This is a genomic window from Sphingobium sp. AP49, from assembly GCF_000281715.2.
Classification (GTDB): domain Bacteria; phylum Pseudomonadota; class Alphaproteobacteria; order Sphingomonadales; family Sphingomonadaceae; genus Sphingobium.
Genome location: NZ_CP124576.1, coordinates 4109336 through 4131503, shown reverse-complemented (window position 1 = coordinate 4131503; position 22168 = coordinate 4109336). Strand labels below are relative to the sequence as shown.

At 64.9% G+C, this 22168-nt stretch carries 24 protein-coding genes; 15 read left to right on the top strand and 9 right to left on the bottom strand.

From position 1 onward, the window contains the following. The first annotated feature begins 48 nt into the window (after window positions 1-48). Window positions 49-3630, top strand: a complete 3582-nt coding sequence (locus PMI04_RS19490; RefSeq protein WP_007710227.1) for a hydantoinase B/oxoprolinase family protein — start codon at window positions 49-51, stop codon at window positions 3628-3630. A gap of 48 nt (window positions 3631-3678) precedes the next feature. On the opposite strand, the gene PMI04_RS19485 is transcribed toward PMI04_RS19490, so the two are convergent. Continuing rightward, the gene (locus PMI04_RS19485; protein ID WP_007710228.1) at window positions 3679-4437 is read right to left on the bottom strand and encodes a class II aldolase/adducin family protein; all 759 of its coding nucleotides are present in this window, start codon (window positions 4435-4437) and stop codon (window positions 3679-3681) included. A 233-nt stretch (window positions 4438-4670) separates the two neighbouring features. Between PMI04_RS19485 and rpsU the strand changes: the two genes are divergently transcribed. Further along, the gene (rpsU, locus tag PMI04_RS19480) at window positions 4671-4877 is read left to right on the top strand and encodes a 30S ribosomal protein S21 (protein ID WP_004208618.1); all 207 of its coding nucleotides are present in this window, start codon (window positions 4671-4673) and stop codon (window positions 4875-4877) included. An 83-nt stretch (window positions 4878-4960) separates the two neighbouring features. Beyond that, on the top strand, window positions 4961-5542 hold the full coding sequence (locus tag PMI04_RS19475; protein ID WP_007710229.1) for an FKBP-type peptidyl-prolyl cis-trans isomerase: 582 nt from the start codon (window positions 4961-4963) through the stop codon (window positions 5540-5542). A gap of 57 nt (window positions 5543-5599) precedes the next feature. Here the strand turns inward: PMI04_RS19475 and PMI04_RS19470 are convergent, their stop codons facing one another. The 6 genes from PMI04_RS19470 to pyrE all read right to left on the bottom strand — a co-directional run bounded on the left by PMI04_RS19470 (window position 5600) and on the right by pyrE (window position 9761). Further along, window positions 5600-5926, bottom strand: coding sequence for a hypothetical protein (locus tag PMI04_RS19470; protein ID WP_007710234.1), 327 nt, complete (start codon window positions 5924-5926; stop codon window positions 5600-5602). A gap of 67 nt (window positions 5927-5993) precedes the next feature. Beyond that, on the bottom strand, window positions 5994-7076 hold the full coding sequence (locus PMI04_RS19465; RefSeq protein WP_007710235.1) for an AI-2E family transporter: 1083 nt from the start codon (window positions 7074-7076) through the stop codon (window positions 5994-5996). A 29-nt stretch (window positions 7077-7105) separates the two neighbouring features. Then, entirely contained in the window at window positions 7106-7990 is an 885-nt protein-coding gene (gene lepB / locus PMI04_RS19460; RefSeq protein WP_007710237.1) for a signal peptidase I, read from the bottom strand. A gap of 35 nt (window positions 7991-8025) precedes the next feature. Beyond that, a complete protein-coding gene (acpS, locus tag PMI04_RS19455; RefSeq protein ID WP_007710239.1) occupies window positions 8026-8427 on the bottom strand; it encodes a holo-ACP synthase in 402 nt (133 codons plus the stop codon). Window positions 8428-8440: 13 nt separating this feature from the next. Then, a complete protein-coding gene (locus tag PMI04_RS19450; protein WP_007710240.1) occupies window positions 8441-9175 on the bottom strand; it encodes a pyridoxine 5'-phosphate synthase in 735 nt (244 codons plus the stop codon). Window positions 9176-9179: 4 nt separating this feature from the next. Next, complete coding sequence (pyrE, locus tag PMI04_RS19445) at window positions 9180-9761, bottom strand: orotate phosphoribosyltransferase (RefSeq protein WP_007710249.1); 582 nt, start codon at window positions 9759-9761, stop codon at window positions 9180-9182. A 275-nt stretch (window positions 9762-10036) separates the two neighbouring features. Here pyrE and coxB point away from each other — a divergent pair, with 275 nt between their 5' ends. The 11 genes from coxB (at window position 10037) to PMI04_RS19390 (ending at window position 19214) form a co-directional block, all read left to right on the top strand. Continuing rightward, window positions 10037-11044 (top strand): cytochrome c oxidase subunit II, encoded by a 1008-nt coding sequence (gene coxB, locus PMI04_RS19440; protein ID WP_007710251.1) that lies wholly within the window; start codon window positions 10037-10039, stop codon window positions 11042-11044. 18 nt (window positions 11045-11062) lie between these two features. Then, window positions 11063-12742 carry a cytochrome c oxidase subunit I gene (ctaD, locus tag PMI04_RS19435; RefSeq protein WP_007710253.1) on the top strand — a complete coding sequence of 560 codons (1680 nt, stop codon included), beginning with the start codon at window positions 11063-11065 and terminating at the stop codon, window positions 12740-12742. Between the two features lie 130 nt (window positions 12743-12872). After that, on the top strand, window positions 12873-13793 hold the full coding sequence (locus tag PMI04_RS19430) for a heme o synthase (RefSeq protein ID WP_007710255.1): 921 nt from the start codon (window positions 12873-12875) through the stop codon (window positions 13791-13793). Next, window positions 13790-13933 (top strand): hypothetical protein, encoded by a 144-nt coding sequence (locus tag PMI04_RS19425; RefSeq protein WP_007710257.1) that lies wholly within the window; start codon window positions 13790-13792, stop codon window positions 13931-13933. The genes PMI04_RS19430 and PMI04_RS19425 overlap by 4 nt, the downstream gene beginning before the upstream one ends. After that, window positions 13933-14508 (top strand): cytochrome c oxidase assembly protein, encoded by a 576-nt coding sequence (locus PMI04_RS19420; RefSeq protein WP_007710258.1) that lies wholly within the window; start codon window positions 13933-13935, stop codon window positions 14506-14508. The genes PMI04_RS19425 and PMI04_RS19420 overlap by 1 nt, the downstream gene beginning before the upstream one ends. A gap of 43 nt (window positions 14509-14551) precedes the next feature. Then, window positions 14552-15382 carry a cytochrome c oxidase subunit 3 gene (locus PMI04_RS19415; protein WP_007710260.1) on the top strand — a complete coding sequence of 277 codons (831 nt, stop codon included), beginning with the start codon at window positions 14552-14554 and terminating at the stop codon, window positions 15380-15382. Between the two features lie 10 nt (window positions 15383-15392). Further along, window positions 15393-15776, top strand: a complete 384-nt coding sequence (locus PMI04_RS19410) for a DUF983 domain-containing protein (RefSeq protein ID WP_007710276.1) — start codon at window positions 15393-15395, stop codon at window positions 15774-15776. Continuing rightward, window positions 15773-16414, top strand: a complete 642-nt coding sequence (locus tag PMI04_RS19405) for an SURF1 family protein (protein ID WP_007710277.1) — start codon at window positions 15773-15775, stop codon at window positions 16412-16414. The genes PMI04_RS19410 and PMI04_RS19405 overlap by 4 nt, the downstream gene beginning before the upstream one ends. Window positions 16415-16458: 44 nt before the next feature. Then, the gene (thrC, locus tag PMI04_RS19400; protein ID WP_007710279.1) at window positions 16459-17859 is read left to right on the top strand and encodes a threonine synthase; all 1401 of its coding nucleotides are present in this window, start codon (window positions 16459-16461) and stop codon (window positions 17857-17859) included. Between the two features lie 42 nt (window positions 17860-17901). Next, window positions 17902-18771, top strand: a complete 870-nt coding sequence (locus PMI04_RS19395; protein ID WP_007710282.1) for a class I SAM-dependent methyltransferase — start codon at window positions 17902-17904, stop codon at window positions 18769-18771. Between the two features lie 92 nt (window positions 18772-18863). Beyond that, window positions 18864-19214, top strand: coding sequence for an endonuclease domain-containing protein (locus tag PMI04_RS19390; protein ID WP_007710283.1), 351 nt, complete (start codon window positions 18864-18866; stop codon window positions 19212-19214). Between the two features lie 71 nt (window positions 19215-19285). On the opposite strand, the gene PMI04_RS19385 is transcribed toward PMI04_RS19390, so the two are convergent. Together PMI04_RS19385 and PMI04_RS19380 are read right to left on the bottom strand one after the other, a co-directional pair. After that, the gene (locus PMI04_RS19385) at window positions 19286-20032 is read right to left on the bottom strand and encodes a glutaminyl-peptide cyclotransferase (protein ID WP_007710293.1); all 747 of its coding nucleotides are present in this window, start codon (window positions 20030-20032) and stop codon (window positions 19286-19288) included. After that, window positions 20029-20766, bottom strand: a complete 738-nt coding sequence (locus tag PMI04_RS19380) for a folate-binding protein YgfZ (protein WP_007710296.1) — start codon at window positions 20764-20766, stop codon at window positions 20029-20031. The genes PMI04_RS19385 and PMI04_RS19380 overlap by 4 nt, the downstream gene beginning before the upstream one ends. 69 nt (window positions 20767-20835) lie before the next feature. Between PMI04_RS19380 and PMI04_RS19375 the strand changes: the two genes are divergently transcribed. Then, complete coding sequence (locus PMI04_RS19375) at window positions 20836-22167, top strand: dihydroorotase (protein ID WP_007710299.1); 1332 nt, start codon at window positions 20836-20838, stop codon at window positions 22165-22167. Window position 22168: the final 1 nt, after the last annotated feature.

The following is a 22168-nucleotide window of genomic DNA, read 5'->3' as shown; positions in this document are numbered from 1 at the left end:
ACGCCAAGCGGCTTGCCAACCACTTGTAGCGCGGCCATCAGGCGGGGCATGCAATGGCAATTCTGGATCGACCGCGGCGGCACTTTTACCGATGTGGTGGCACGCGACCCGCAAGGGGTTCTTCACACCGCCAAGCTGCTGTCGAGCGACCCCGAGCGCTATGCCGACGCGGCGGTCGAGGCGATCCGGCGGCTGACCGGCGCGGGCGCCGGGCCGATCCCGCCCTGCACGCTGCGGATCGGCACGACCATCGCCACCAATGCGCTGCTGGAGCGCAAGGGCGAGCCGGTGCTGCTGGCGATTACCAAGGGTTTCCGCGACGCGATCCGCATCGGCTATCAGGACCGGCCGGACCTGTTCGCGCGGCGGATCGACCTGCTGCCGCCGCTCCATGCCGATGTCGTTGAGATGGACGAGCGGGTAATGCAGGATGGTACCATCCTGACGCCGCTGGACGAGGCAGCGGCGCAGGCGGCGTTGCAGCGCGGCCATGATGCCGGGCTGCGCGCGGTCGCGATCGTGCTGATGCATGGCTATCGCTATCCTGCCCATGAGCAGGCGCTGGCGCGGATCGCGCGGCAGATCGGCTTTACCCAGATCTCGGTCAGCCATGAGGTCGCGCCGCTGATCAAGCTGGTCGGGCGGGGCGATACGGTGCTGGCCGACGCCTATCTCTCGCCGGTGCTGCGGGCCTATGTCGACGCGCTGGGTGCTGCGCTCGGCGAGGACGCCGACATGCTGTTCATGCAGTCCAATGGCGGGCTGACGCGGGGCGACCTGTTCCGCGGCAAGGATGCGGTATTGTCCGGCCCGGCCGGCGGCATCGTCGGCCTGGCCCGCACCGCCGAGCAGGCAGGTTTTGGTGAGGTGATCGGTTTCGACATGGGCGGCACGTCGACCGATGTGTCCCATTATGCCGGCAGCTACGAACGCGACAATGAGGCGCGGGTGGCGGGCGTGCGGCTGCGCGCGCCGATGATGCGTATTCATACCATCGCGGCGGGCGGCGGCTCCATTTGTTCGGTGGTCGACGGGCGTTTTCGCGTCGGCCCGGAATCGGCTGGCGCGGTGCCGGGACCGGCCTGCTACCGGCGCGGCGGGCCGCTGACCATCACCGACTGCAATGTCATGCTGGGCAAGGTGCAGCCCGATTTCTTCCCCAGCCTGTTCGGCCCCAAGGGCGACCAGGCGCTCGACCGGGCCGCAGTCGAGGCGCGCTTTGCCGACATCTGTGCGCAGGTGGAGGCACAGACCGGCCGGGTGATGAGCGCGCAGGAGGCGGCGCAGGGCTTCATCGCCGTTGCTGTTGCCAGCATGGCCAATGCGATCAAACGCATCTCGGTCGCGCGCGGTCATGATGTGGCGCGCTATACGCTTGCGAGCTTTGGCGGGGCGGGCGGGCAGCATGCCTGTCTGGTCGCTGATGCCTTGGGCATGGATCGGGTGATGATCCATCCGCTGGGCGGCGTCCTGTCGGCCTATGGCATGGGCCTGGCCGACCGGCGCGCGGTGCGCGAGCGGACGCTGGCGCTGCCGCTGGACGATGCGGGCACCGATCTGCTGGCGGCGGCGATCGCCGAGCTGGCGGCGCAGGCGCGCGCCGACCTGCCGGAGGCGGAACGGAGCGAGACGGTGCTGCGGCTGCGCTATGATGGCACCGACAGCCTGTTCGACGTGATGCTGGGTGATCGGGCGGCGATGCTGGCCGATTTCGAGGCACAATATCAGGCCCGCTTCGGCTATGGCGGCACCGGCACGGTGCTGGTCGACATGGTGCGGGTCGAGGCGATCGCGCCGACCGCCGAGGATATGGGCAAGGTGGCGACCATCGCGACCCAGGCGGCCGCGCCGTTGGCGCAGGTGATGCTGGCGCGCGCGCAGGCACCGGTGTTCGACCGGGCCGGACTGACGCTGGACAGCGTCGTCGATGGCCCGGCGCTGATCAGCGATCCGGTGTCGACCACGGTGGTCGAGCCGGGCTGGCGCGCGCGGCTCGATGTGATCGGCAATCTGGTGCTGACCCGCCATGCGCCGCGCCCGGCGCCCGCCGCCGATGACGGTACCGCCGTCGATCCGGTCCGGCTGGAGGTGATGGGCGGCCTGTTCATGGCGATCGCCGAGGAAATGGGTGCTGCGCTCCAGCACAGCGCCTCCTCGGTCAATATTCGCGAGCGTCTGGATTTCTCCTGCGCCCTGTTCGACGCGGTCGGCAATCTGGTCGCCAATGCGCCGCACATGCCGGTTCATCTGGGCAGCATGGGGGAGAGCATCCGCGCGGTCATGCGCCGGCGCGGGATCGGCGCCGATGGCCGGGCGATCGATGGGCGCGGCATGCTGCCGGGCGACGTCTATGCGCTCAACGCCCCCTATGATGGCGGCACGCACCTGCCCGACGTGACGGTGGTGATGCCGGTGTTCGTCGATGAGACGGCGGGCGCGCCCGCCTTCTACGTCGCGGCGCGCGGCCATCATGCCGATATTGGCGGCATCTCGCCCGGCTCGATGCCGCCCGACAGCCGCAGCATCGAGGAAGAGGGCATCGTCCTCGACAATATATTGGTGGTGGATCAGGGCCGCTTCCTGGAGGGCGATCTGCGCGCCTTGCTGGGTTCTGGCCGCTGGCCTTCGCGCAATGTCGACCAGAATATCGCCGACCTGTCCGCCCAGATCGCCGCCTGTGCCAAGGGCGCGGCCGAGTTGCAGCGGATCAGCGGCGATTATGGTGCCGATGTCGTGGCCGCCTATATGGGCCATGTGCAGGATCAGGCCGAGGCAGCGGTGCGCCGGCTGATCGATCGCCTGTCCGACGGGCACTATCGCTATGCGATGGACAATGGGGCGGAGGTGGTCGTCAGCGTGACGATCGACCGGGCGGCGCGCGGCGCGACGGTGGATTTCACCGGCACGTCGGACCAGCTGCCGGGCAATTTCAACGCGCCTTTGTCGGTCGCGCGCGCGGCCCTGCTCTATGTCGTGCGCACGCTGGTGGACGAAGCCGTGCCGATGAATGACGGTTGCCTCAAGCCCATGACTTTGGTGGTGCCGGAGGGATCGCTGCTACGGCCGCGCTATCCCGCGGCAGTGGTCGCCGGCAATGTCGAGACCAGCCAGGTCGTCACCGACGCCTTGTTTGGCGCGCTGGGCGTGATGGCGGGCGCGCAGGGGACGATGAACAACTTCACCTTCGGCAATGCGCGCCACCAATATTATGAGACGATCTCGGGCGGATCGGGCGCCGGGCCGGATTTCGACGGCGCCGATGTAGTGCAGACCCACATGACCAACAGCCGCCTGACCGACCCCGAAATATTGGAAAGCCGATTCCCGGTGCTGCTGGAGGAATTTTCCATCCGGGCCGGATCGGGTGGCACGGGCGCGCATCATGGCGGCAATGGCGGGCTGCGCCGCATCCGCTTCCTGGAGGATATGACGGCCGGCATCCTCGCCAACCGGCGCAGCGTGCCGCCCTTCGGGCTGGAGGGTGGCGCGCCCGGCGGCCTCGGGCGGAATTGGGTCGAGCGTGGCGATGGCCGGATCGAGATGCTGGGCGCGACCGGATCGGCCGAGATGGCACCGGGCGACGTCTTCGTGATCGAGACGCCCGGCGGTGGGGGATTCGGCAAGGGCTGATCCGCCTTCGTCCGCGGCAAGCGGACAGAGGCGGGGAAGGCGGGGCGCCTAGTCCCGCCAGCTCTTGTCGGTGCGGTCGATCAGGCGGACCATCGCCTGGAAATCCGGCACGCCGACGCCGACCGGCAATTGCACGCCGGCGAGATCGCGCTGATGCACGGCGATGACGTCGGCCGGGATCTCCACCGGCGTACCGGCGGCGCAGGCCGCGACCTGAATCTCGCAGGCGCGCTGGAGCATCCATTGCATCAGGAAGGCTTCGGGCAGGCTCTTGGCCATCACCAGCGTGCCATGGTTGCGCAGCATCATGATTCGCCGCGCGCCCAGATTGGCGATCAGCCTTTCCCCTTCCTCCGGCCGGATCGTGACGCCTTCAAATTCATGATAGGCGATCCGGCCGGCAAAGGCGGCGGCGTAGAAATTGATCGGCCGCAACCCCTCCTGCGTGGCGCTGACCGCCATGCCCGCCGTCGTATGGGTGTGGATGATGCAATGGGCGTCGGGCAGGTGCCGGTGGAAGACGCTATGCTGGGTGAAGCCGGCGCGATTGACCGGATAGGGGCTGCCGTCCAGCACATGGCCGTCAATGTCGATCTTGACCAGGTTGGACGCCCTGACTTCACTGTAAAGCAGGCCGAACGGGTTGATGAGGAAGGCATTATCCTCATCGGGCACGCGCAGGGTGATATGATTGTAGATCAGTTCCGACCAGCCGAAATGGTCGAAGATACGGTAGCAGGCGGCGAGCTGCTGGCGCGCCTCCCATTCGGCGGGCGACATGTCGGGCTGTCTGGCGGCACTTGCCATGGCCATCCTCCTTTATATTATGGACACCACTATCCTCCGCTCGACGCATTCTGTCGAGGGAAAGGGCGGGAAAGCCCTGCAGGGGTTGAATTTGCCCGACTCTGCTGGTAGGGCGCGCCCCACATGCCTCAGGGTGACCTGTGGCGACTCACGGATTTTTATATTCGGTCGGCCCGTCGGGAGGGTTTCATTCCTGGCGATCCGCCCGTTTTCGATTGGAGATTGACGGACTTATGCAGATCATCGTTCGCGACAACAATGTCGACCAGGCCCTCCGCGCGCTCAAGAAGAAGCTGCAGCGTGAAGGCGTGTATCGCGAAATGAAGCTGCGTCGTCACTACGAGAAGCCCTCGGAAAAGCGTGCGCGCGAAAAGGCTGCTGCTGTCCGTCGCGCCCGCAAGCTGGAGCGCAAGCGCGCCGAGCGCGACGGCGTCCGTTAAGGACTGCTGTTTCCAGGGCGACCGGTCTGCGGTCGTCCTGGCCTTCTGCTGACTTTCCTGACTTCATTGCGAGGCGTTCGCCCATGTCCACGACGGCTGTCCCCCTTCGTCCTATTGCCAAGGGGTCGCTGACGCGTCTCTGGATCGGTGTCGCTGCGATCGCTTTGGCGGCCGGCGGGCTGGCCTGGGCCGGGCAGCAGGGCGTGGAAGCATCGCCGGCGGCCTTCCTGTCGCAGAACGCCCATGCCAGTGGCGTGGTGACGACCGAATCGGGCCTGCAATACAAGGTGCTGGAGGAAGGCAGCGGGCCGAGCCCGACGACCGCCGACGTTGCACTGGTGGGCTATAAGGGCACACTGCTTGACGGCACCGTGTTCGACGAGAATCCGCAGACGCCGATGCCGATCGACGGCGTCGTGCCGGGCTTCTCGGAAGGCCTGCAGAAGATGAAGAAGGGCGGCAAATATCGCCTGTGGATTCCGCCGCAGCTTGGCTATGGCGAACAGGCCGCCGGGCCGATCCCGGCCAATTCGGTGCTGGTGTTCGATGTCCAGCTGCACGACTTCAAGTCGCGCGCGGAAATCATGCAGATGCAGCAGCGGATGCAGCAGATGCAGGGTGGCATGCCGCAGGGCGCCGTCCCGCAGGGCATGCCGGGCAACTGATCCGATCGATCCGAGAGTAGAAAAGGGCCTGGTTTCCAGGCCCTTTTTCTTGTGCGGTCAAAGGCTGGCCTGGTCGCCGGACGCTGAAGGCGGGAAGGCCAGTCCTTCGGCGCTGCCAATCCTTTCCTCGCCGGTGAACAGGCGATCGAGTCGCGCCTTCACGTCGCGCCGATATTCGGCGCAGGACACGGATCTCGGGGCACCGACATCGATATCGTCGGCGATCGCCGATTTGATCCGTTCCAGCGCATCATTGTCGAGGATGCCGGCACGATGCAGTTCCCGGCAAAGCTGGACCATCCCGGCGGCGGTCGCCTGAGCCCGCATGCCGACATTGGTCAGTTCGAAATGCAGCTTCTTCTGCTGCTCCATCGCCACGGTCATGCCATTCTCTCCTTTCGCTTTTAGGATAGAAGCGCAGGAACGATCGTTACGTTCCGGCAAGCATTCGTCAATCGTCGCTTTTATCGTCGCTTTTCAGGATGGTCTGCCCGGCTAGAGCTTTCGACCGTTCTTCCAGATAGACCTTGATCATGGCGACGATCGGATCGGCCAGGAACAGGCCCATGATGCCGAACAGGGCGCCGAGCAAGATCTGCGCCGCCAGCACCAGCGCCGGCGCCAGGTCGGTCGCGCGCTTGGCGACCATGGGCACGATCAGATAGCCGTCGATGATCTGCACCGCCATATAGACGCCAAAGGCATAGAGGCCGGTATGGGTGCCCCCGGAAAAGCCGACCAGGATGATCAGCACGCCCGAGATGATCGCCCCGATATTGGGAAGGAAGGCGAGTAGGCCGGTGAGAATGCCGAGCAGCCCTGCCATCGGCACGCCGCCGACCCAGAGCAGCAGCCATACGCCCACGCCCTCCACGGTCATGCCGATCAGCCGCCCGAACATCAGCCGGCGCAATGTGAAGGCCATCTTGTCGGCGACCGTATAGAATTGGGCGCGCTTGTTCATCGGCAGCATCCAGGCGACGCCACGTTCATAGAGTTTGGGTTCGACCGCAATGAAGATGGCCAGCACCAGCATCATGACCCCGCTGGTGATGGCGCCGACGGCGGTGCCGACCGCAGCGGTGACGCGCCCCATGGAGCTCATCGCCTGCTGGGCTAGGCTCTTGAGGTCTTCGGGCGTCGTGCTGATACCCAGTTGCTGCATCCAGCCGCCGACCCGTTCCACCTGCGCTTCCACGATCGTGCGCATGGCCTGTGCCTGTGCGGCGAGGCTGGAGCCGGTAAGGTAGAAGGTATAGGCCAGGAAGGCGACGACGGCGAGCAGCACGATCGTCAGGCGCCAGCCCCGGCCGATCGGCAGCACGCGGCCGAGCAGGCGGGTGCCGCCGTCCATCATGGTGGTGAAGACCAGTGCACCCAGGATCAGCATGATCGGTTGGGCTAGCAGCACGACCAACGCAATGCCGATCGCCATCGCGAACCACACGCCTGCCCGCTTCATCTCATGCTGGACCAGCGGGCTGCGCAATTCGCTGGGGCCGGGTTGCTCGATATGCTGCTGCGCGTCGCTCAAACCCGGAACCCCCTGCTAGATACTATGGACTATTTCGCTTCGGTAACGCTCTGTGGGCGCAGGCTGTTCCCGGCGCGGCCGGCGCGGAAGGCATGGAGCCAGCTGATCGGATTCCAGCTCGAATCGCCGTCTAGGCTGAAGGTGATGAATTCGGCGCGGCCGCCGATGGCTTCCCACGGCACCGGGCCGCCCAGGCCATTTTCCTCCAGCGGGGCGCGGCTGTCGGCGCTGTTGTCGCGATTGTCGCCCATCAGGAAGACATGGTCGGCGGGCACGCGGACCGGGCCATACCAGTCGAGCGCGCTCGGCCCCATGTCGATCGTGACATAGGTCTTGCCGTTGGGGAGCACTTCCTGCCGCACCGGCAGTTCGCACCAGCTTTTGCCGGCCTTGTCGGTCACCAGCGCGCCGGGGAACTGCATCGGCGGGCAGGGGGCATTGCCGTCGACCGGGATGCGCAGGGGCTTGAGCACCTTCTGCGGCACCGGCACGCCGTTCAGGATCACCTGGCCGCCGCGCACCTCGATGATGTCGCCGGGCAGGCCGATGACGCGCTTGATATAATCCTCGCGCCGATTCTGCGGGCTGACGATAACAATGTCGCCACGCTCGGGCAGATGACCCAGGATACGGCCCTTCAGGAAAGGCAGCGGATGGAAACTGGGGCTGACATAGGACCAGCCATAGGGGAATTTGCTGACCACCAGCCGGTCGCCCTTCAGCAGCACCGGCATCATCGATTCCGATGGGATGTAGAAGGGCTTGGCGACGAAACTGTGGAAGGCCAGCACGGCGAGGATGAGCAGGACGATGCTCTTCACCTCATGCCACCAGTTGACCGCGCTCTTGTCGGCTACAGTTTCGGGCGCGGCGGGGGGCAGGGGGTCGGTTTCGGTCATGTCGACTGCCGTCATGGATGGGGAAAGCTCGGATGGGGAGGGCGGCCCGTTCAAAGCGGCAGCGCCTCGATGATGACGAAGGCCTGCGCCCATGGATGATCGTCCGTGAGCGTCAGGTGAATGACCGGCTTGTAACCTGCCGGCACCATCGACGCCAGCCGTTCGGCTGCGCCGCCGGTCAGCGCCAAAGTGGGGGCGCCGCTAGGCGCGTTGACGACGCCGATATCCTTCATGAACACTCCGGCCTTGAAGCCCGTGCCGACCGCCTTGGAAAAGGCTTCCTTGGCGGCGAAGCGCTTGGCCAGCGTGCCCGCCTTGGTGAAGGGGCGGCGTTCAGCCTTGGCCCGCTCGACATCGGTGAAGACGCGCTGGACGAACCGGTCTCCGAAGCGATCAAGCGAATTCTGGATCCGCTCGATATTGCAGAGGTCGGAGCCGAGGCCGATGATCACGCCCTGGTTGCCTTCACCGCGCCAGGTCCATCTGGCGGCGCATTTCGCGGATGCTGGCTTCCAGCCCGCCGAAGATCGCCTCGCCGATCAGGAAATGGCCGATATTGAGTTCGGCGATCTGCGGGATGGCGGCGATCGGCGCGACATTGTCGAAGGTCAGGCCATGGCCGGCATGCGGCTCGATGCCGTTCTTGGCGGCGAGCGCGGCGGCGTCGGCAATGCGGCGCAGCTCGACCGCGCGGGCCTCGCCGGTCAGATGGGCATAGGCGCCGGTGTGAAATTCGATCACGGGCGCGCCAAGCTGGATCGCGGCGTCGATCTGGGCAGCGTCCGCCTCGATGAACAGGCTGACACGAATGCCGGCGTCATTCAGGGCGCCGACGATCGGGCGTAGCATATCGAACTGGCCGGCCGCATTGAGGCCGCCCTCGGTTGTGCGTTCCTCCCGCTTTTCCGGGACGATGCAGGCAGCGTGTGGACTATGCCGCAGCGCGATGTCCAGCATCTCCTGCGTTGCCGCCATTTCCAGGTTCAGGGGGACGTTGAGGGCCGCCATCAATGTCGCGATGTCCGCATCGCGGATATGGCGACGGTCTTCGCGCAGATGGGCCGTGATGCCGTCGGCGCCGGCCTTCACCGCAAGCAATGCGGCCTTGACCGGATCGGGATGTTCGCCCCCGCGCGCGTTGCGGATGGTCGCAACATGATCGATGTTGACACCCAGGCGCAGCGGTACGGGGGAGGTCATGGGATCAGGCCTTCCGGCTGCCCGGTTTGATTGCCGGCACCGCTTCCAGTTCGGGCGGCAATGCGTCGGCATCATAGACCGGGAAATTGATGCTCACCAACGGGAAGAAGGGGACGCCCAGGTCCACTTCGCCGGCCGAACGATCGACCAAGGCGACTTCCGCGACGACGATGCCGCCTTCCTTCTCGACCGCTTCGATCGCCTGGCGCGAGGACAGGCCGGTGGTGACGACGTCTTCGACCATGAGGACTTTCTGCCCCGGCGATATGCTGAAGCCGCGACGCAGCTCGAACACGCCCTCGGGTCGTTCCAGGAACACCGCATCCTTGTCCAGCGCGCGGCCGACTTCATGGCCGATGATCAGGCCACCCATCGCCGGCGAGACGACCAGGTCGATGTCCTGGCGCAGTTCGCGGGGCAACTGCTGCACGGTTGCGCGGGCGAGCTTGCCAGCGCGCTCGGCATTCATCAGCACGCGGGCGCACTGGAGATAATTGGCGCTGCGGCGGCCCGACGACAGGATGAAATGTCCTTCGAGCAGCGCACCTGCTGCCCGAAATTCTGCCAATACTTCTTCGTCGGTCATTCCACCCTGTTCCAATTACGCGCTGTGGGGGGAATCGATCCCCCAACCCATCTACCCCATGGGCATGACAAGCCCATGATCGCGCTTTCGCGCGCGGAGAGCGAGATAGGCGGGAGCGGGGGGCGTTGCAACTAGGAAGAAAATCTGGTCCATCATGGGTTGAGGCACGAAAAATCCATGCCTATAAGCCGCGACAGATCGAACGGGCGGGAACGGCGCGACAAGCGGACGTTGATCGTTGCAGCGGCAACAAGGGGTTAGGGGTAGATGAGGCTATGAAAAAGGTGAAATCGCTCGTTCTAGCCGGCTTGCTGGCATTGGCTCCAGCGACGGCGATGAGTGGTCCTGCTCTGGCACAGGATAATGCCGCTGCCGCCGTGACGGCAGACAATGGCGCCGCTCCGGCCGAATCGCCCGCCAACGCCGCCGCCCCCGCCGCCGCGGAAACGGCCCCGGCGGCCAAGGTCGCCGCGCCGCCGCGGATGAAGCCGACCGAAGGCATCGGCATGCCCAAGCCTGGCGAATATACGCTGCAGGAACAATTTACCTCCACCGGCCACACCGCTCGCTGGCTGCACGACAAGATGCTGCTGCCGCTGATCTTCGCGATCTCCATTTTCGTGCTGCTCCTGATGCTCTATGCGATGTGGAAATTCCGCGCGAGCGCCAACCCCGTACCGTCGAAAACGTCGCACAACACCCTGATCGAGGTGATCTGGACGCTGGTGCCGGTCCTTATCCTGCTGGTGATCGCGATTCCCTCGATCGGCCTGCTGGCGGACCAGTATAAGCCCGCGCCCAAGGATGCGCTGACGGTCAAGGTCACCGGCTATCAATGGTATTGGGGTTATGAATATCCCGACGCCGGCATTCCCGAATTCGTGTCGAACATGCAGACCAAGGAACAGGCGGCCGCCAATGGCGAGCCCTATCTGCTGTCGCCCGACAATCGGCTGGTGCTGCCGGTCGGCCGTCCGATCAAGCTGATCATCACCGGCGCGGACGTCATTCACAGCTTCGCGGTGCCTTCGCTCTGGGTGAAGATGGATGCCGTTCCGGGACGCCTTAACGAGAAGAGCTTCACCATCGAGAAGCCGGGCGTCTATTATGGCCAATGTTCGGAACTGTGCGGCGCGCGCCATGGCTTCATGCCGATCGCGATCGAGGCGCTGCCGCCGGCGCAGTTCGACCAGTGGGTGCTCTCGCAGGGCGGCAAGCTGCAGGGGGCTGCGGCGGAGAAGACGGCTGACGCCGCGCCCGCCACGGCCGATAAAAAGATTTGATCGAGGGGTAGGAACGTCATGACCACCATCACAGCCGATCATCATGGCGATCATCATGGCGATCACGCCCATGATCATCATGACGCCGATCACAAGCCGGCCTTCTTCCAGCGCTGGTTCATGTCCACCAATCACAAGGACATCGGCACCCTCTATCTGATCTTCGCGATCATCGCCGGTATCATCGGCGGTGGCATTTCGGGCCTGATGCGCGCCGAACTGGCGCAGCCGGGCATCCAGTATCTGCATCTCTGGGCACAGTGGAGCGACGGTCCCGCGGCGACGCTGGACCAAGCCTATCATCTTTGGAACGTGCTGATCACCGCCCATGGTCTGATCATGGTCTTCTTCATGGTGATGCCCGCGATGATCGGCGGCTTCGGCAACTGGTTCGTGCCGATCATGATCGGCGCGCCGGACATGGCCTTCCCGCGCATGAACAATATCTCGTTCTGGCTGCTGATCCCCGCCTTCGCCCTGCTGCTCGGGAGCACCTTCGTGCCCGGCGGCACCGGCAATGGTGCGGGCACCGGCTGGACCGTCTATGCGCCGCTGTCGACCAGCGGTTCGGCCGGGCCGGCCGTCGACATGGCGATCCTGTCGCTGCATATCGCGGGCGCCAGCTCGATCCTGGGCGCGATCAACTTCATCACCACCATCTTGAACATGCGTGCGCCGGGCATGACCCTGCACAAGATGCCGCTGTTCGTCTGGTCGGTGCTGGTTACCGCCTTCCTGCTGCTGCTGGCGCTGCCGGTCCTGGCAGCCGCCATCACCATGCTGCTGACCGACCGCAATTTCGGCACGACCTTCTATGATGCCGCCGGCGGTGGCGATCCCGAACTCTACCAGCATCTCTTCTGGTTCTTCGGTCATCCCGAAGTTTATATCATGATCCTGCCGGGCTTCGGCATCGTCAGTCAGATCGTGTCGACCTTCTCGAAAAAGCCGGTGTTCGGCTATCTCGGCATGGCCTATGCCATGGTCGCGATCGGCGTGGTCGGCTTCGTCGTCTGGGCGCACCACATGTTCACCACCGGCATGTCGGTGAATGTGAAGATGTATTTCACCGCCGCGACGATGGTCATCGCGGTGCCGACCGGCATCAAGATCTTCTCGTGGATCGCCACCATCTGGGGTGGCTCGATCAGCTACAAGACTCCGATGATGTGGGCGCTCGGCTTCATCTTCCTGTTCACCGTAGGCGGCGTGACCGGCGTCGTGCTGGCCAATGGCGGTGTCGATGACGTGCTGCACGACACCTATTATGTCGTGGCGCACTTCCATTATGTGCTGTCGCTGGGCGCGGTGTTCGGCCTGTTCGCCGGCTTCTACTATTGGTTCCCGAAAATGTCGGGCAAGATGTACAACGAATTCCTGGGCCACCTGCACTTCTGGGTATTCTTCGTGGGCGTGAACGTGCTGTTCTTCCCGATGCACTTCCTGGGTCTGTCGGGCATGCCGCGCCGCTATCCTGATTATCCCGAAGCCTTCGCCTATTGGAACAAGATCGCCAGCCACGGCTATGAGATCATGGCAGCGGGTATGCTGATCTTCTTCATCAACCTGATCTGGTCGCTGGCGGCCGGCAAGAAGGCGGTCGGCAATCCCTGGGGCGAAGGCGCGACGACGCTGGAATGGACGCTGACCAGCCCGCCGCCCTATCACCAGTTCGAGACCCTGCCGGTCATCGACTGATAGCCATGACGGGCGCCCGGTTCGCACCGGGCGCGCCGTTCTCAGGCGGGGCAGGGGGTAGGACCGTCTGTCCATTTGCCGGAATCGGTCGGGGCCTGTATGGGGCGCCGGCTGACTCGAAGAGGAGATTATGGCCAGTTCGCCGCTTACGCCCGGGGCCGTCGTGCCCGCATTGCCTGCCCATTGGCGCGATTTCGTCGCGCTGACCAAGCCGCGGGTGATGACGCTGGTCGTCTTCACCGGCCTGTGCGGGCTGCTTGCCGCCCCCGGTCATATCCATCCGGTGCTGGGCTTTACCGCGATCCTGTGCATTGCGTTGGGTGCTGGCGCTGCCGCCGCGCTCAACCAGTGGTGGGAAGCGGATATCGACGCCAAGATGAAGCGCACGGCCAACCGGCCGCTGCCCGCCGGACGGATGGAGCGGCAGACGGCGCTGCATTTCGGCGTCGGCCTGTCCTTCTTCTCGGTAATCCTGATGGGCATGGCGACCAACTGGCTGGCCGCAGCCGTGCTCGCCGTCTCGATCCTCTTCTATGTTTTCATCTACACCATCTGGCTGAAGCCCCGGACGGCGCAGAATATCGTCATCGGCGGCGCAGCCGGGGCTTTCCCCCCGGTGATCGGCTGGGCGGCGGTGACGGGCGACATCAGCGCATTGCCGGTGGCGCTGTTCATGCTCATCTTCTTCTGGACGCCACCCCATTTCTGGGCGCTCGCGCTGTTCGTGAAGACCGATTATGCCGCTGCCGGTATCCCGATGCTGCCCGTCGTTTCGGGCGAGGTCGCGACCCGGCGCCAGATCTGCTTCTATACCGCGATCATGGCCGCCGCCGCGCTGGCCCCGGTGCTGTTGCATCTGACGGGGGCTATTTATGGCACGACTGCGCTGCTGGGCACCGCGCTGTTCGCCGTCATGGCATTCCAGGTCTATCGCCGGCGTGAGAGCGATCCGGCCCGGATGGCGCCGGAAAAGCGGCTGTTCAAATATTCGATCCTCTATCTCTTCCTGCTGTTCGGGGCAGTGGTCGTCGACCGCTGGTTGCTGGCATGACGCCAGAAGAAAAGGGGCCGGATCAGGATCAGGTGCGCGCGCGGCAGAAATCGCGGGCGATCGTGACCGGCCTGCTGCTTGCCGGACTGGTCATCCTCTTCTACGCGATCACGATCGCGAAGATCAGCGGCGGCCATTGATGGCGACGCTGCCGCCGTCTCCCTTCGATCGCGCCCGTCGCAATCAGTGGACGCTGGTGGCGATGGCAGTGATCGGTCTGGCGATGCTTGGCCTGGGCTTTGCGTCGGTTCCGCTCTATCGCATCTTCTGTCAGGCGACCGGTTTCGGTGGCACGACCCAACGTGCTGCAGCCGACGTCAAGCTGACGCCAGTCGCCGGGCGGACCATGTCGATCCGCTTCGATTCCAATGTCCAGCCCGGCATGCCCTGGCAGTTCCGGCCGGAACATCCGACCGACACGGTGACGATCGGCGCCCGCGACATGGCGATTTTCATTGCCAAGAACCTGTCCGACAAGCCGGTGACCGGCACGGCGAGCTTCAACGTCACGCCGACCCAGGCGGGCGCTTATTTCACCAAGATCCAGTGTTTCTGCTTCACCCAGCAGACGCTGCAGCCCGGCGAGGAAGTGCGGATGCCGGTGATCTATTATGTCGATCCCAAGATTTTGCAGGATCCCGACAACAAGGACACGCAACAGATTACGCTCAGCTACACCTTCTACCCTGTTGAGCAGGGGAAGCAGCCAAGCTAAGCATGCAACAATAAACGCGATAAGACAGGGAAGAGAGAGCATCATGGCAGGCGCCAAGAACCACGATTATCATATCCTTCCGCCCAGCATCTGGCCGCTGTTCGGTTCGATGTCGGCACTGGTGATGGCGCTGGGAGCGATCATGTGGATGCATCCCGACGCGATGCCTGCCGGTGGTGGCTGGATCTTCCTGATCGGCGTGGCCGGGGTTCTCTTCACCATGTTCAGTTGGTGGAGCAATGTGATTGCCGAGGCGCATGCCGGCGATCACACGCCGGTGGTCCAGCTGCATCTGCGCTATGGCATGATCCTGTTCATCGCGTCCGAAGTCATGTTCTTCGTCGGCTGGTTCTGGGCCTTCTTCGACTTCTCGCTCTTCCCCAGCCAACTCGCGCCGATCGAGGGAATGTTCCCCTCCAAGGGCATCGAGGTGATGAACGCGTTCGAGCTGCCACTGCTCAATACGCTGATCCTGCTCTGCTCGGGTACCACCGTCACCTGGGCGCACCATGCGCTGATCCATGGCGACCGTGAGGGGCTGAAGAAGGGCCTGTGGTGCACCGTGATCCTGGGCCTGCTCTTCTCGTCGATCCAGGCCTATGAATATGCCCATGCACCCTTCCCGTTCGGCGGGTCGCCCTATAGCTCGGCCTTCTACATGGCGACCGGCTTCCACGGCTTCCACGTCATCATTGGCACCATCTTCCTGATCGTGAACCTGGTTCGCGCCTATAAGGGGGACTTCACCCCGCGCCAGCATTTCGGTTTCGAGGCGGCGGCCTGGTACTGGCATTTCGTCGACGTGGTATGGCTGTTCCTGTTCGCCGCCATCTATGTCTGGGGTGGTTGGGGCGCGCCGGTCCACGGCGGCTGACCGGGGTAAGATGACAGCGAAAGCGACAGGCATCGACCTGCTCGTCGCCTCCGCCTGCGGCCTTTGCCCGCGTTGCAGCGCACCGACCCTGTTCGACGGGCCGGTGCGTTTTGCGTCGCGCTGCCGCCAGTGCGGGCTGGATTATGGCCAATATAATGTCGGTGACGGGCCGGCGGCTTTCCTGACGCTCATTATCGGCGCGATCATGGTCGCGCTGGCGCTGACACTGGAACTGACCGTCCATCCTCCGCTATGGCTGCACCTGCTGCTCTGGACGCCGCTGACCGCCGGTGCCGTGGTCGGCAGCCTGCGTGTCGCCAAGGGGGCGCTGCTGACGGTGGAATATCGCAAAAATGCGCGGGAAGGCCGGATCGTGGAGAAGGACAGCGAATGAACGGGCGGCGCATCCCGATCTTGCCGACCATCCTTGTATGTGTCGCGATCGCTGTCATGATCGCGCTTGGCATCTGGCAGTTGCAGCGGCGGGGCGAGAAGGAAATGATGCTGGCGCTGGCGGCGACCAACGTGTCGCGCCCGGCCGTCGCCTTCCCCAAAATGCCGCCGGTGCCCGACGAACTGCTGTTCCGCCCGTCCTCGGTCCATTGCCTGCGCGTCGTCGGCTGGCAGGTGGAGGCCGGGCGCGCCGCCGATGGATCGACCGGCTATCGCCATATCGCCCAATGCACGACCGGCGCGGAAGGTCCGGGCGCGTTGGTCGCGGTCGGCGTCGGCCAGAAGCCGGATGACAAGCCGGCCTGGACCGGTGGACAGGTCGAGGGCTGGATCTCGCAGGAACCCGATCATCGCTCGCTGATCGCGCGCGCCGGTGGCAAGACCATGCCGCTGCGGCCGATGCTGGTTGCGCGCACAGCACCGCCGGGCCTGAAACCCATGGCACCGCCCAGCACCGCCGACGTGCCCAACAATCATCTCGCCTATGCGGTGCAATGGTTCATTTTTGCCGCGCTGGCAGCAATAATCTATCTGCTTGTCCTGCGTCGGCGCAATGCGGAGCCGCCAAGGCCTTCGTAAAGACTTGCCCCGGCGCGCCCGCGTCGCTACCGCGCTTTCCCATTATGCAATATGTCAGCACCAGGGGCAGCGCACCGGCGCTCGGTTTTGAAGATGTCACGCTGGCGGGCCTGGCGTCCGACGGTGGCCTGTACGTGCCGGAGAGCTGGCCGCAATTTTCCGCTGCCGACATTCGCGCCCTTGCCGGCCTCTCCTATGTCGAAACCGCGGTGCGGGTCATGGCGCCGTTTGTCGCCGGATCGCTGAGCGAAGAGGAGCTGCGCGAGCTGTGCACCGCCGCCTATGGCCGGTTCAGCCATGACGCGGTGACGCCGCTGGTCCAGCTCGACCATCGCCACTGGATGCTGGAATTGTTCCATGGCCCCACGCTGGCGTTCAAGGATGTCGCACTCCAGCTGCTGGGCCAGTTGTTCGAGCGTTTCCTGTCGCGCCGCGACGACCATCTGACCATCGTCGGCGCCACTTCGGGCGACACCGGATCGGCCGCGATCGACGCGGTCGCTGGCCGCGAGAAGGTCGACATCTTCATGCTGCATCCCGAGGGCCGCGTGTCCGACGTGCAGCGTCGCCAGATGACCACGGTGCTGGCGCCCAATGTCTATAACATCGCGATCGACGGCAGCTTCGACGATGCGCAGGCGCTGGTGAAGCGCATGTTCAACGACGCCGACTTTAAGGCGCGTTTCAACCTGTCGGCGGTGAACAGCATCAACTGGGCGCGGCTGATGGCGCAGGTCGTCTATTATTTCTACGCCGCCGTGCGCCTGGGCGCGCCCGAACGCCCGGTCGCCTTCTCGGTACCGACCGGCAATTTCGGCGATGTCTTCGCCGGCTATGTCGCGTCGAAAATGGGCCTGCCGGTCGCCAAGCTGATCGTTGCGACCAACGTCAACGACATATTGCACCGCGCCTTGTCGGAGGGCGACTATAGTCAGGGCCAGGTCGTGCCGACCGCGACGCCCAGCATGGACATTCAGGTCAGCTCCAATTTCGAGCGGCTGCTGTTCGATGCCGGCGGCCGTGACGGCGTTGCGCTCGCCCAGCAGATGCAGGGTTTCGAGGCGAACCGGGCGATGCGCCTCACCAATGCGCAGCGCGAAGGCGCGGCAAACCTGTTCACCTCCGCCCGGATCGATGCCGACGGCATGACCATGGCAATGCGCTGGGCGTTTGACGCCGCCGGTCAGATCATCGATCCGCACAGCGCCATTGGCCTGGCCGCCGCGCGCGATGTCGACCTCGATCCGTCGATCCCGGTGGTGACGCTGGCCACCGCCCATGCTGCCAAGTTCCGCGACGCGGTCGAGCGGGCGACCGGCACCCGGCCGCCGCTGCCTGCGCGGGTTGGCGACCTGTTCGCGCGCGAGGAAAGCTATGCCAAGCTGCCCGGCACGTTCGAGGCGGTGACCGCCTATGTCGCGGAACGGGCGACGCCGCGCGGCTGATCCCCTCTCGACAGGAGCGGCGCAAGAGACGATGAGGCCCCCATGGAACTCAAGACTCTCATCGGCGAACCCTGGTCCGACTATGGCCTGATCGACTCGGGCAATGGCCGCAAGCTCGAACGCTATGGCCGTTTCCGCTTCATCCGCCCTGAACCGCAGGCGATGTGGGCGCCGGCGACCGAAGACTGGCGCGCCGACGGCGAATTCATCCCCGGCTCTGACGAGGATGGCGGCGGCCGCTGGTATTATGACAAGCCGGTCCCCGCCGAGGGCTGGCCGCTGCACTGGAAGGAAGTGACCTTCCAGTCGAGCTGCACCCCCTTCCGTCATCTCGGCTTCTTCCCCGACATGGCGCCGGTGTGGGATTTCATGCGGACCAGCACGGCCGACAAGCCCGAGGCCGAGGTCATGAACCTGTTCGGCTATACCGGCGTCGGCACGCTCGGCATGTCGGCGGCCGGCGCGCGGATGGTCCATGTCGATGCGTCGAAGAAATCGGTGGCGCAGGCGCGGGCCAATGCCGACCTGTCGGGCATGGGTGATCGGCCGATCCGCTGGATCGTCGAGGATGCGGCCAAGTTCGTCGCGCGCGAAGTGCGGCGCGGCCGCCGCTATGACGGCATATTGCTCGACCCGCCCAAATATGGCCGCGGCCCCGACGGCGAAGTGTGGCGGCTGGAGGAGGATCTGCCCGGTCTCATCGCCAATTGCCGCCAGTTGCTCGATGCCGACAGCCGCTTCCTGTTCCTCACCGTCTATGCGGTGCGCATGTCGGCGCTGGCGATCGGCGAATTGCTGCGCCAGGCCTTTGCCGACCTGCCCGGCGAGGTCGAGGCGGGTGAACTGACCGTGCGCGAGGAAGCGCGCGGCCTGCTGCTCCCCACCGCCATCTGGGCGCGCTGGAAGCGATAAACATGAGGGCGACGCCTATAAGCCCTCTCCCGTTTACGGGAGAGGGTTGGGTGAGGGCTTTTCTAAAACTGCCCTCATGTTAGGTTTTGCCGATGCCCAGCATCGGCCCGACCAGTCCCAACGCCGCACGTCTGCGGCGCAACGCAACCGAATGTGAGCAACGGCTATGGGCCGTCCTGCGCAATCGCCAGCTTGAAGGCTTCAAGTTCCGGCGCCAGGCGACGGTCGGGCCGTTCGTGATCGATTTCCTCTGCGCCGAATGTCGCTTCATCGTCGAAATCGATGGCGGGCAGCATGATGAGCGAACAGATGCGTCGCGCACGGCGCAACTGCAATCGGCGGGCTATGTGATCCACCGGTTCTGGAATCATGATGTGGTCGAAAATTTCGACGGTGTGGTGGAGCGGATCAGGCTGGAATTGCTTGCTGCTCGGGCGGGGTAAAGGAAAAGAAGAAGACCCTCACCCAACCCTCTCCCGCGTGCGGGAGAGGGCTTTAAGGCGGGATCGTCGCCCTACTTCCCGACCTTGATCTCGAACAGCTTTGGCCAGTTCTTGCCGGTGATGAAGACGCGGTCGGTCCTGGCGTCATAGGCAATGCCGTTGGCGACGGCTTCGCTGTCGGTGACGCCGGCCTGCTTGCGGAGGGGAGCGACGTCGATCCAGTCGATCACGCCGCCGCTGCGCGGGTCGATCCGGGCGATCTTGGTATCGTACCAGACATTGGCCCAGATCTCGCCTTTGACCCATTCCAGCTCGTTCAGGCGATCGACCGCCCGGCCGTTCCAGGTGACGGTGATGCGGCGCTGTTCGCTCAGCGTCTCGGGATCGAGGAAGCGCAGTTGCGCGCTGCCGTCGCTCATGATGATCGACCGGCCATCCTGGGTCAGGCCCCAGCCTTCGCCTTCATAGCGGAAGGTCGAGACGGGCGAGAAATCGTCCAGCTTCCAGACGAAGCCCTGGCGGTGGCGCCAGGTCAGGCTGACCAGCTTGTCGCTCCAGTTGACGATGCCCTCGCCGAAATAGGGCTGCTCGACCACGCGGCGCTGCTCGACCTTGCCGGTCTTGAGCGCGACCTTGCGAATCTCCGACTGGCCCTCCAGGCCGGTGCTCTCATAAAGCGCGCCGTCGAGGTAGAAGAGGCCCTCGGTAAAGGCCGCCGGGTCATGCGGATAGGCCTTGACCAAAGTCCAGGGCGTTTCCGCCCGGGCCGGCATGGTCAGGGTGAGGGCGTAGGCAAGCGCCAGCAGCCCTTGCCTCATTCGGCGGCCTGCGCGGCGATCGCGGTGGCGAGCCAGGGGGGTAGGGTGGCGGGATCGATCGCCTCGACCCGCTGCAGTTCGATCGACAGCTTGAGGTCGGGCAGCGCGGCGCGCTGGCGCTTCTCGTCGGCCTGCTCCAGCGGCACCGCGACCAGCCGCCGGTTCACCTTGTTGCGATAATGCATGCGCGCGGTATTCTCCTGCCCGACATAGCAGCCCTTGTCATAATCGACGCCGTGCAGTTCCTCGGCATTGGTTTCCAGCCACAGCGTCTGGTCCTGCCCCAGTTCCGCCGCGCCCTCGAACACACCGAGCGACAGCCGATGCGCGCGGAACGCGGCGGAGGCGTCGCCATCGGTGGCCGGCGCCAGCCAGCGCGCGCCCAGTTCAGGCAGGCGCGGGTCGCGGGGTTTGTCGGCGGCATCGATCGCCCAATGCACCGCCAGCGACTCGTCGCGGGCAATCACCACCTTGCGTCGCAGCCGATAGAGGGTCAGCCGCTTCGCCAGCGCATCGGCCTGCGCCGCCTCGCAATCGATCAGGACATCTTCGCCGTCACCCCACAGGATGAAGTCGAACAACGCCTTGCCCTGTGGCGTCAGCAGCGCGGTCCAGCGCGCTTCGCCGTCTTTGAGCGTCAGCACATCGCGGGTCAGCAGCCCCTGCAGGAAGGGACGTGCCTCTTCGCCGGAAATGCGCAGCACCGCGCGGTCGGTAAGGGTGGTATCGATCATCGGCTTTAGGTAGGACGGCGGCACGACTTCGCCAAGCGGTTCGCGCGAACAGCAGACAGGAATATCGCCATGACCCAGACCTTCGACATGATCCTCAAGAACGGCACCGTCCATACGCCGGGCGGCGCGGAGCAGGTGGATGTGGGCGTGCGCGGCGGCAAGATCGTCGCCATCGGCACCAGCCTGGGCGATGCGGGCGAAGTGATCGACTGCACCGGCCTCGACGTGCTGCCCGGCTGCATCGACAGCCAGGTGCATTTTCGCGAGCCGGGGCTGGAATATAAGGAGGATCTGGAATCGGGCAGCCGCGCCGCGGTGCTGGGCGGCGTCACCGCCGTGTTCGAAATGCCCAACACCAATCCCAATACCGACACTGCCGAGCGGGTGCATGACAAGCTGAAGCGCGCGCATCATCGCATGTGGTGCGACCATGCCTTCTATGTCGGCGCGACGGCGGAAAATGCCGAGCAGTTGAAGGAACTGGAGCGGATTCCCGGCACGTCGGGCGTCAAGATCTTCATGGGCGCATCGACCGGCAGCCTGCTGGTGGATGATGACAATGCGCTGGCCCGCGTGCTGGCGTCGGGCACCCGCCGCGTCGCCATCCATGCCGAGGACGAGACGCGCATGAACGCGCGCAAGGATTATCGGGTCGAGGGCGATCCGTCCTCCCACCCGGTCTGGCGCGACGATGAAAGCGCGATGATCGCGACGAAGCGGATCATCGCGCTGGCCCGCAAGGCGCGTCGCCGCATCCATATCCTGCACGTCACCACCCCGGCGGAGCTGGAATATATCGGCCAGAACAAGGATGTCGCGACCTGCGAAGTCACGCCGCAGCATCTGACGCTTGCCGGGGAGGACGCCTATCCGCGCCTGGGCACCTATGCCCAGATGAACCCGCCGATCCGCAGCGCGGCGCATCGCGATGGCCTGTGGTTCTGGCTCAACCAGGGCGTGCCGGACGTGCTGGGCAGCGACCATGCGCCGCACACGATCGAGGAAAAGGCCAAGACCTATCCTGCCTCGCCCAGCGGCATGCCGGGCGTGCAGACTTTGGTGCCGTTGCTGCTCAACCATGTGGCGGAGGGGCGGCTGACGCTGCGCCGCTTCATCGAACTGACCTCGTCGGGGCCGCAGCGCGTGTTTGGCCTGACCTGCAAGGGCCGCATTGCGCTCGGCTATGATGCCGACTTCACCGTGGTCGACCTCAAGAAGAAGTGGACGGTCGGCAAGGACTGGCTCGCCTCGCGCTGCGACTGGTCGCCGTTCGATGGCATGGACCTCACCGGCAAGGCGATCGGCACCATCATCCGCGGCAACCGCGTGATGTGGGAAGACAATCTGGCCAATCAGGCCGTCGGCGAACCGGTCCGGTTCGAGGCGACCGAGTTCAACTGAT

Coding starts and splice junctions, on each gene's coding strand:
- PMI04_RS19490 (WP_007710227.1), top strand. CDS start 49: ATGCAATGGCAATTCTGGATCGACCGCGGCGGCACTTTTACCGATGTG.
- PMI04_RS19485 (WP_007710228.1), bottom strand. CDS start 4,437: ATGGCAAGTGCCGCCAGACAGCCCGACATGTCGCCCGCCGAATGGGAG.
- rpsU (WP_004208618.1), top strand. CDS start 4,671: ATGCAGATCATCGTTCGCGACAACAATGTCGACCAGGCCCTCCGCGCG.
- PMI04_RS19475 (WP_007710229.1), top strand. CDS start 4,961: ATGTCCACGACGGCTGTCCCCCTTCGTCCTATTGCCAAGGGGTCGCTG.
- PMI04_RS19470 (WP_007710234.1), bottom strand. CDS start 5,926: ATGACCGTGGCGATGGAGCAGCAGAAGAAGCTGCATTTCGAACTGACC.
- lepB (WP_007710237.1), bottom strand. CDS start 7,990: ATGACGGCAGTCGACATGACCGAAACCGACCCCCTGCCCCCCGCCGCG.
- PMI04_RS19450 (WP_007710240.1), bottom strand. CDS start 9,175: ATGACCTCCCCCGTACCGCTGCGCCTGGGTGTCAACATCGATCATGTT.
- pyrE (WP_007710249.1), bottom strand. CDS start 9,761: ATGACCGACGAAGAAGTATTGGCAGAATTTCGGGCAGCAGGTGCGCTG.
- coxB (WP_007710251.1), top strand. CDS start 10,037: ATGAAAAAGGTGAAATCGCTCGTTCTAGCCGGCTTGCTGGCATTGGCT.
- ctaD (WP_007710253.1), top strand. CDS start 11,063: ATGACCACCATCACAGCCGATCATCATGGCGATCATCATGGCGATCAC.
- PMI04_RS19430 (WP_007710255.1), top strand. CDS start 12,873: ATGGCCAGTTCGCCGCTTACGCCCGGGGCCGTCGTGCCCGCATTGCCT.
- PMI04_RS19425 (WP_007710257.1), top strand. CDS start 13,790: ATGACGCCAGAAGAAAAGGGGCCGGATCAGGATCAGGTGCGCGCGCGG.
- PMI04_RS19420 (WP_007710258.1), top strand. CDS start 13,933: ATGGCGACGCTGCCGCCGTCTCCCTTCGATCGCGCCCGTCGCAATCAG.
- PMI04_RS19415 (WP_007710260.1), top strand. CDS start 14,552: ATGGCAGGCGCCAAGAACCACGATTATCATATCCTTCCGCCCAGCATC.
- PMI04_RS19410 (WP_007710276.1), top strand. CDS start 15,393: ATGACAGCGAAAGCGACAGGCATCGACCTGCTCGTCGCCTCCGCCTGC.
- PMI04_RS19405 (WP_007710277.1), top strand. CDS start 15,773: ATGAACGGGCGGCGCATCCCGATCTTGCCGACCATCCTTGTATGTGTC.
- thrC (WP_007710279.1), top strand. CDS start 16,459: ATGCAATATGTCAGCACCAGGGGCAGCGCACCGGCGCTCGGTTTTGAA.
- PMI04_RS19395 (WP_007710282.1), top strand. CDS start 17,902: ATGGAACTCAAGACTCTCATCGGCGAACCCTGGTCCGACTATGGCCTG.
- PMI04_RS19390 (WP_007710283.1), top strand. CDS start 18,864: ATGCCCAGCATCGGCCCGACCAGTCCCAACGCCGCACGTCTGCGGCGC.
- PMI04_RS19385 (WP_007710293.1), bottom strand. CDS start 20,032: ATGAGGCAAGGGCTGCTGGCGCTTGCCTACGCCCTCACCCTGACCATG.
- PMI04_RS19380 (WP_007710296.1), bottom strand. CDS start 20,766: ATGATCGATACCACCCTTACCGACCGCGCGGTGCTGCGCATTTCCGGC.
- PMI04_RS19375 (WP_007710299.1), top strand. CDS start 20,836: ATGACCCAGACCTTCGACATGATCCTCAAGAACGGCACCGTCCATACG.